A 7,934-nucleotide genomic window follows, 5' to 3' on the forward strand; every position below is an offset into this window, starting at 1 on the left:
GCAATGCCAATTCGTGTCGACCTGCTCGCGTTAGAGCCCAATGTGCCTGGCCAGGCCCGTTTCACTGTGAAGAAATGGCAGGGTGGTGAGCAACAGCTGGAGTTTTCCATTCAGCGCAACCAGGACGGTTTTTACCTCCAGGACCGCAAGGCCTGGAGCAACAATCCATTCTGGTTCAAGGTCTCGCGTTTCAACCTCACGGCCAACGGCGAAGCTTTGGAAACGCAGGTCGGCCCGGAGGTGGTCGACCCGTTGCTGGAAGGCGGCGCCAACTCGCAATTCCAGATCGAACTGCGCGAACAGAGCCAAGGCCACACCGACAAAGGCGTGGTTCGCCCAGGCGTTGGCGTGCTGCCGTCCACGGCTGGCGGTCAGACACGCTCGACTTACGGCGGTGCCGAACTGACGGCGCCGAGCGCACCGGCACCGGAGATCCCAGAGCTGCCTGAGCTAACCCTGTCCACCACCGAGCCAGAAGTGGAGCTGGAGTCGGTACTCACCGAGCCCGCCTATACGCCGCCTCCCGCACCGGTGAAAAAAAGCAACAGAGGCCTGATCCGTCTGTTGATTGTGGTGTTGCTGCTGGCGGCGGGCGCCGGATTCTGGTTCTACAAGCGCACCCCGACGCCTGCTCCAGTGGCCACAGCCGCTGGTTCCGCACCAGCCGGCGCAGATGCCCAAGCCTGCACCCTCGACAGCATGAACAGCCTGCCCGAACTGACCTTCGTCCAGACCTGCATCAAGGCCGCACCCGACAGTGCGAAGTTGCTGGAGATCATCAACCAGGCCAAGGCCGGTAAACACTGCGGCGTCGCCCAGCGTCTGTACGCCAACCGTGCCCAGGCCGGTGATACGTTGATCGCCAACGCCTATGCCCGCGAATACGACCCAAAATACCTGAAGGCCAGCGAGTGCTTCCCGGCTGCGGACAACGCCACCGCCGCCTACTGGTATGAAACCATCCTCACCCAGGACCCGAACAACGCCGAAGCCAAGCAGCGCTTCGAGGAGTTGCAGAAGTGATGCGTTCACCCCTGAGTCGATTCCTGCTGAGCGGTGCCGCCTTGCTCGCGCTGTGCATTAGCCCGCTGTCCCAGGCCGATGACAAACCGCTGATCCAGGCCGGTAAAAAGACCTTGTTTCAACGGGTGCTGACCACACCGGGCTGCAAAATCAGCCCGACGGCGGGCGGGGCCGAAGGTGACGCACAACCGGTCTTCAGCCGCTTTTATGTGTACGAACGTGCGCAAGCGAAGAACGTCGAATGGCTGAAAGTCGGCCCCGACAGCTACGGCAAAACCATTGGCTGGTTGCCTGCCAGCTGCACCACCGACTGGAAGATGCAGCTGACGCTGGCCTTCACCAACCCGGCCAACCGCGACCGGCTGCTGTTCTTCAAGGACCGCGCCACCGTCGAGGGCATCCTTGATGCACCGGACCCGGTCAGCAAAGTCGCGCCGCTGCGGGCCACGCTGAAAAAGGGCCAGCAAGCACCGGGCGTACTGGCTGAAGAACCGGAATACTTCGTCGACCTGCAAAAGCAGTTCTACCTGCTGCCGGTGCTCAGTGGCGAAGAAGTCATGACCGAAAGCGGTTTTCGCACGCGCCTGCTCAACGTCGCCTCCGTCAGCAAGCCGGATGACAAGAACGCCAAGGGCGGTGCTGCAAACAGCGCTGCCGGCAGCAAGGAATCCGAAGAGAAAAAGGCCAACCAGCTGAAGGAATTCAGTGCGGCCGTAGTATTTGTTATCGACTCGACGATCTCGATGGACCCCTACATCGACCGCACCCGCGAGGCGATCCGCAAGGTTTACCAGAAGATCGAAGCGCAGAATCTCGGCAAGCAGGTCAAGTTCGGCCTGGTGGCTTTCCGCTCCAACACCCAAGCGGTGCCGGGCCTGGAATACACTACCAAGATGTACGCCGACCCTACCAAGGTGAAAGACAGCGCCGATTTTTTCGCCAAGATCGCCGACCTCAAACAGGCCACCGTGTCGAGCAGCAGCTTCGATGAAGACTCGTTTGCCGGCGTCATGGAGAGTATCGACAAGGTCGACTGGAGCCAGTTCGGCGCGCGCTACGTGGTGCTGATCACCGATGCGGGTGCCATCGAAGGCGACGACAAGCTGTCGAAAACCGGTTTGAGCGCCGCACAGGTGCGAATCGAAGCCGCCAACCCGGGCGTGGCCATTTACACCCTGCACCTGAAAACCCCGGCCGGAGCCAAGGACCACGCCAAGGCTGAAGCGCAATACAAGAACCTGTCGACCTACCCTGGCACCAACACCTCGCTTTACTACCCGGTGAACGCTGGCGATGTGCAGGAGTTCGGGCGCAAGGTTGACGCTCTGGCCGGGGCGATCACGACACAAGTGAAAGCCGCCTATATGGGCGAAGACGCCATCGGCAGCGCGGCGAACGCCAAGCAGGATCCGGCCGAGAAGAAAATGCTCGAAGACGCGGCGCTGATCGGCCACGCCATGCAACTCGCCTATCTCGGCGAGAAGACCAACAGCAAAGCCCCACCAGTGTTCAAGGCGTGGATCACCGACCGCGATCTGATCAAGCAGAACATCCCGACCACCGACGTGCGGGTATTGCTGACCAAGTCACAGCTCAGCGACTTGAGCGACGTGATGAAGCAGATTCTCGATGCCGCCAACGAAGGCCTGATTTCACCGACGGAAATGTTCGATCGCCTGCGTTCCGTGGCAGCGACCATGGGCGCCGATCCCAATCAGCTCAAACAGAACAGTAGCGCCAAACTGGCGGACATGGGCGTCCTCGGTGAATACCTCGAAGACCTGCCCTATCAGAGTGAAGTGCTGAACCTGGATGAAGAGACCTGGAAGAGCTGGGACGGTCTGGCACAAGAAAAATTCATCCGCACGCTGAACACCAAACTGCGGCATTACCAGCGTTACAACGCCGATGTCGACCGTTGGGTAGCTTTAGCCAAAGACAGTGATGCGCGGGACAACGTCTACCCCGTACCACTGGAAATGATGCCTTAACGAGACGCCCATGCTCGATATCAAGAACCTGCTGGTGCGCCGTGGTGAAGGCGCACAGGCTCATCACGTGCGACTACCGAACTTACAGGTCGGCGTCGGAGAAATCCTCGCCATCACCGGCGAGAGCGGCAGCGGTAAAAGCACGTTGCTCGAAGCCATCGGCCTGTTGCTCGCACCGGTGGAACTCGAGCGCTTTCGCCTGGGCCCGACGCACGCTCAGGATATTGCCCAGCTGCTGGCCGCTGACGACCAGCCGGCTCTTGCAGCGGTGCGTTCACGGCATCTGGGATTCATTTTGCAGAGCGGCGGCTTGCTGCCGTTCCTGAGTGTGCGTGACAACATCAGCCTGCCGCGCCGTTTACTCGGGATGCCGGCAAAGAGCGAGCACATCGACCACGCCGTTGACGTGTTGCGCCTGCAAGGGTTGCTGGATCAACAACCTCAGGCCCTGTCGATCGGCGAACGCCAGCGCGTGGCCTGCGTTCGTGCGATTGCCCATGAACCGCTGCTGCTGCTGGCCGACGAGCCGACCGCCGCGCTCGACCCTCACAGTGCCCGGCGCTTGTTCGAGTTGCTGTTGAGCCTGGTGTCGAGCATGGGCCTGAGTGCACTCGTTGTGTCCCATGACTGGGCCTTGCTGAAGGTTTTCGGCTTGCCTCGACTCGGCGCTGTCAGCCATCAGGGAGAGACTCTGTTTGAACCGATGGATTGATCGCTTGCACCTGCTGGGCTCACTGGCGCTGCAAGACCTCTGGCACGACCGCAAGGTCTCGCTGTGTATCGCCGCCTCCCTGGTGGCGGTGATCGCACCATTGTTGTTGCTGTTCGGGCTCAAGCACGGGGTGGTCAGCCAGCTGCAGGACGAACTGCTGCGCGACCCGCGCAACCTTGAAGTGAAGATGCTCAGCAACGGCAACTACGACACGGCCTGGATAGAGCGTTTACGCCTACGCCCCGAGACTGGTTTTGCCCTCGGCCAGACCCGCTCGCTCAATACCCAGGCTGACCTGCTGATCGGCATGCAACGGTTTGTCGAAGGTGCGGAAATCATTGCCACCGAGCCGGGCGACCCGCAACTGAACCTGGCGTCACTCAACCCCGTCGGCAATCAAGTGATCCTCAGCGCCAGCGCCGCGCAACGCTTGCAGGCCAAGGTCGGCGACAGCGTGCAACTGCGGGCCTTGCGCCGCCTGGATGGGGTCAATGAACGTGGCGAAATGACGCTGACGGTACTGGCCGTGCTCGACGGCTCCCGTTTCGGTCGCGCGGCCGGGTTTGTTGCTCCGCCGTTGTTGCTGGATCTGGAGCGCTTTCGCGACGGTTATCAGGTCAGTGCGTTCGGTATCGCCACCGGCAAGCCTCAGGGCAATTTGCAACCGCTGTATGCCCGCGCCCGCGTGTATGCGCGCGACATCGATCAGGTCGCATCGCTGGAACGCTGGCTCAACGAACAACATATCGAAACCTCGAGCCGACTGGCCGACATCGACAACGTCAAAGCCATCAACCATGTGCTGGGGCTGATCTTCAGTGTGATCGCCGTGGCGGCGCTGATCGGCTGTGTGGCGTCGATGGTCGGCGCGTTCCTGGCCAACATCGACCGTAAGCGCAAAAGCCTGGCGGTCCTGCGTCTGCTGGGTTTCAAACGCAGGGCCGTCGGCGGCTTCGTGGTCCTGCAAGCGCTCTTGCTGAGCCTGGTCGGCTACGTTGGCGGGCTGGGGTTTTATACCGCGGGCAGTCATTTGTTCGACTACCTGCTCGGCAGCAGCCAGGCCACCGGCACCTTTGTTTGCCACATCACTGTCTGGCATGGCCTGGCCGCCCTGCTCCTGACCTTTTTGGTCGCTGCACTGGTGGCCGTGATCGGCGCACTGCGCGCCATCAACATCCAACCTGCGGAGAGTCTGCGTGAGCTATAAACGTTTTGGCCTGCTGTTGCCCCTGAGCCTCGGCTACGTGCTCGACACCTCGGCGGCGGGCTGGGAAGAGAAATATTACAACCCGATGCCCGACGCCTCCGACGTGGTGCTGCCAATGCCTTGCGAAGGCTCGATGGTGTTCCGCAAGGTGTTCATCCCGGTCGCCGGTCCGCTCGACGACTATCCGATCAACATCGGCCAGGACGGTGCGGAATACGGCTACGTCGAACAGACCCGTCCGACCTTTATCGCCGGCAGTTTTACCGGGGCCAAGAACGAAAAATCCCGCTACTACCTGATGGCCAAGTACGAGATGAGTCAGTTGCAATACGCCGCGCTGACCGAAACAACCTGCCCCACCGCCGCCACCAAGATGCGCGTGCCGCAAACGGCGGTGAGCTGGGTGCAAGCCATCGACGCCGCCGACAAATACAACCTGTGGCTGCGCAAAAACGCCGCCGGCAAGCTGCCCAAGGAAGACGGCGCGCAGGGCTTCTTGCGGCTGCCGACCGAAGTCGAGTGGGAGTTCGCCGCGCGCGGCGGGCTGGAAGTCGGTGCTGCTGAATTCCGCGACACGCACTACCCGATGCCAGAAGGCATAAACGCCTACGAGTGGTTCGCCGGGGCACAATCGTCCAACGGCAAAGTGCAATTGACCGGTCTGCAAAAGCCCAACCCGCTGGGCCTGCATGACATGCTCGGCAACGTCGACGAAATGATGTTCGAGCCGTTTCGCCTGAACAAACTTGACCGCCAGCACGGGCAGGCCGGCGGCTACGTCGTCCGTGGCGGCAACTACCTGACCGCGCAGGCCGACCTGCGGACCGCCTTGCGCAAGGAGGAGCCATATTACAATGCTGAAGGCCAGGTGAAAAACAAGACCACCGGCCTGCGACTGGTGCTGGTCTCCCCGACCCTCACCTCTCGCGAACGGGTCGCCAGCATTGAAAACAGCTGGAAGAAACTCGGCACCGGCAGCAAGGAAACCGAATCCGCCAACAAAGGCACAGTACAATCCCTGAACAGCCTCGCCTCGGGCGTCGAAGACAAAGCGCTGAAGGAAAAACTCCAGGCTCTGGAAAACCAGCTGCGCGCCAGCAACCAGCAGCAGGAAGAAACCCGCGATCAGGCGATTCGCGCCAGTCTCAACCTGGGTGCGTTCCTTTGCACCAAGATGCTCGACGACGGCCAGTACGTGGACTTCCTGCAAAAGAACTACAAGCTCAATTGCGAAAGCGCGGACAAAGACGCCAGTTGCGAAATGCGTAAAGGCAAACTCGCGGAGCAAAAGGATCGCCTGCACAAACTCAGCCGTTACTACGCCAGCAGCCTGGTGGAATCCGCTACCTTGTACGGCCAGCCACTGCTTGAAACGCAAGTCCCGGTAATGGAAGAAATCCTCACCCGTAACAAACAGCTGCAAGACCTGAAACCTTACTTGCGCACCCACTGGGCCAATCAGAAGGCATTTCTGCAAAAACAGAAAATCGACACTGGAGCCTGGCTGACCAGCTGCAAAACCGTCACTCAATAACAACGCGTCAACACCGTTACGTAGGAGTTTCACCATGTCGCGCAGCCTTTGGACTCGCTTCAAGCTACAGATCGCTTTCGTTGTCGCCGGCAGCCTGTTAATGACCGGTTGCGCCAATACCGGCAGCTCTATGCTCGGCGAAGGCGAAGGCGACGGTGCCGACCCGCGCCTGACCCAAGGCAATGACGCAGAGTTCTTCAGCAAGTCCGGATACCAGGCCTGCGCCGTCGGCGCCGGTGTCGGTATCCTCGCTTGCGCGCTGTCCAACAGCAGCAACAAAACCGTGTGCGTCATCGCCGCCGGCATTACCGCCTGTGGCGTGGCCATGGGCGCGAACTATTACCTGGATCAACGTCGCGCCGAATACGCCGACACCACCACCCGTTTGGCGAAGATGAACAGCGACGTCGAACAAGACACGCAGAAGGTGATCGCCCGTACCGCGACCGCTCAGCAAGTGATCAATGATGACCAGGCACAAATTGCCCAGATCAAAAAGGACATCGCCAACAAGAAAGTCGACAAGAGCAAGGCTCAGGCACAAATCGCCGGGATCGACTCGGACATCGCGCGTCTGCGTAAAGACCTGGCCAACATGCGTACCAAAGTCACCGAGTACAACAAAGTGGCAGACGCCGAGCGTTCACAAGGCACCAGCGCCGAGATCAGGCAGGTGGACATGAACATTCAGAGAATGAACCAGAAAGTCGTCTCCTTGCAGAAAGAAGTCGACGCTCTGTACAGCCAACGCTCCGCAATCACCCTGGGCTAAGCACATGACACTACGACAACTGATGGTCATCACTGCCGTCCTTGCCCTGAGCGGTTGCGCGACCCAGCCTGGCGAGTGCGATGCGACCAATCGCGACAGCAGCATGCTGACCAAGATGAACTGCGACTACTCCGGTGGTTACAGCGATCAGGTCAAGCAGAAGGAGCTGGCCCTGAGCGAGTCCCGTCAGCAAAACGCAATGTTCCGTCAGGTGTACGAGAACATTCAGGCCCAGCAGCTCAGCACCAAGACTGATCTGGCCAGCCAGCAGAAATCCCAGGCGGCGCTGAATCAGTCGCTGGCGCAACTGCTGAACTCGCTCAAGGCTCGGCGGGGCAATGAAGCCCAGGTGCAGAAGCAGATTGCCGACCTCGAGAAGCAGCTCAAGGCTTCACAAGCGGCGCCAACGACCAAATCAACACCCGCGACACTGGCGGCCAAGCAGCAAGAGCTCAAAGCGTTGCAGAAGAAGGTCAATCAGCTGCAATTCAGCCTCGGCTACGAAGAGTAACTTTTCACCCCGCAGGGCATCCCGACGGATGCCTGCACTTTTTCAGGAATTGTCGTCATGCAGCGGGTCATCAGGGATGCGCGAGCTTGCCGATGCCGGCAGCGACACGGTCTGGACCGACCTGGCGAGCTACACCCTGAGTGCCAACGTCGAGAATCTGTATTACGGCGCCAGCGGCAACTTT

General features: G+C 60.3%; 7 protein-coding genes. All 7 read left to right on the plus strand.

What is annotated here, in order from left to right; genetic code table 11:
• The first annotated feature begins 3 nt into the window (after positions 1–3).
• Genes PMI26_RS00500 through PMI26_RS00470 form a run of 7 tightly spaced genes read left to right on the plus strand, consistent with a single transcriptional unit; the run spans position 4 to position 7,750 of the window.
• Positions 4–1,023: a hypothetical protein gene (locus PMI26_RS00500; RefSeq protein WP_007980838.1), complete on the plus strand. Its 1,020-nt coding sequence runs from the start codon at positions 4–6 to the stop codon at positions 1,021–1,023.
• Complete coding sequence (locus PMI26_RS00495) at positions 1,023–3,014, plus strand: vWA domain-containing protein (RefSeq protein ID WP_033048513.1); 1,992 nt, start codon at positions 1,023–1,025, stop codon at positions 3,012–3,014. Before PMI26_RS00500 ends, PMI26_RS00495 begins: the two co-directional genes overlap by 1 nt.
• Positions 3,015–3,024: 10 nt before the next feature.
• Positions 3,025–3,726, plus strand: a complete 702-nt coding sequence (locus PMI26_RS00490; protein WP_007980840.1) for an ABC transporter ATP-binding protein — start codon at positions 3,025–3,027, stop codon at positions 3,724–3,726.
• On the plus strand, positions 3,710–4,933 hold the full coding sequence (locus tag PMI26_RS00485) for an ABC transporter permease (RefSeq protein WP_007980841.1): 1,224 nt from the start codon (positions 3,710–3,712) through the stop codon (positions 4,931–4,933). Before PMI26_RS00490 ends, PMI26_RS00485 begins: the two co-directional genes overlap by 17 nt.
• A complete protein-coding gene (locus PMI26_RS00480) occupies positions 4,923–6,467 on the plus strand; it encodes an SUMF1/EgtB/PvdO family nonheme iron enzyme (RefSeq protein ID WP_007980842.1) in 1,545 nt (514 codons plus the stop codon). The genes PMI26_RS00485 and PMI26_RS00480 overlap by 11 nt, the downstream gene beginning before the upstream one ends.
• A gap of 34 nt (positions 6,468–6,501) precedes the next feature.
• Complete coding sequence (locus PMI26_RS00475; protein ID WP_007980843.1) at positions 6,502–7,239, plus strand: hypothetical protein; 738 nt, start codon at positions 6,502–6,504, stop codon at positions 7,237–7,239.
• A 4-nt stretch (positions 7,240–7,243) separates the two neighbouring features.
• Positions 7,244–7,750: a hypothetical protein gene (locus tag PMI26_RS00470; protein WP_007980844.1), complete on the plus strand. Its 507-nt coding sequence runs from the start codon at positions 7,244–7,246 to the stop codon at positions 7,748–7,750.
• Positions 7,751–7,934: the final 184 nt, after the last annotated feature.

Origin of the sequence: Pseudomonas sp. GM33 (assembly GCF_000282295.1) — a bacterium.
Taxonomy (GTDB): domain Bacteria; phylum Pseudomonadota; class Gammaproteobacteria; order Pseudomonadales; family Pseudomonadaceae; genus Aquipseudomonas; species Aquipseudomonas laurylsulfatiphila.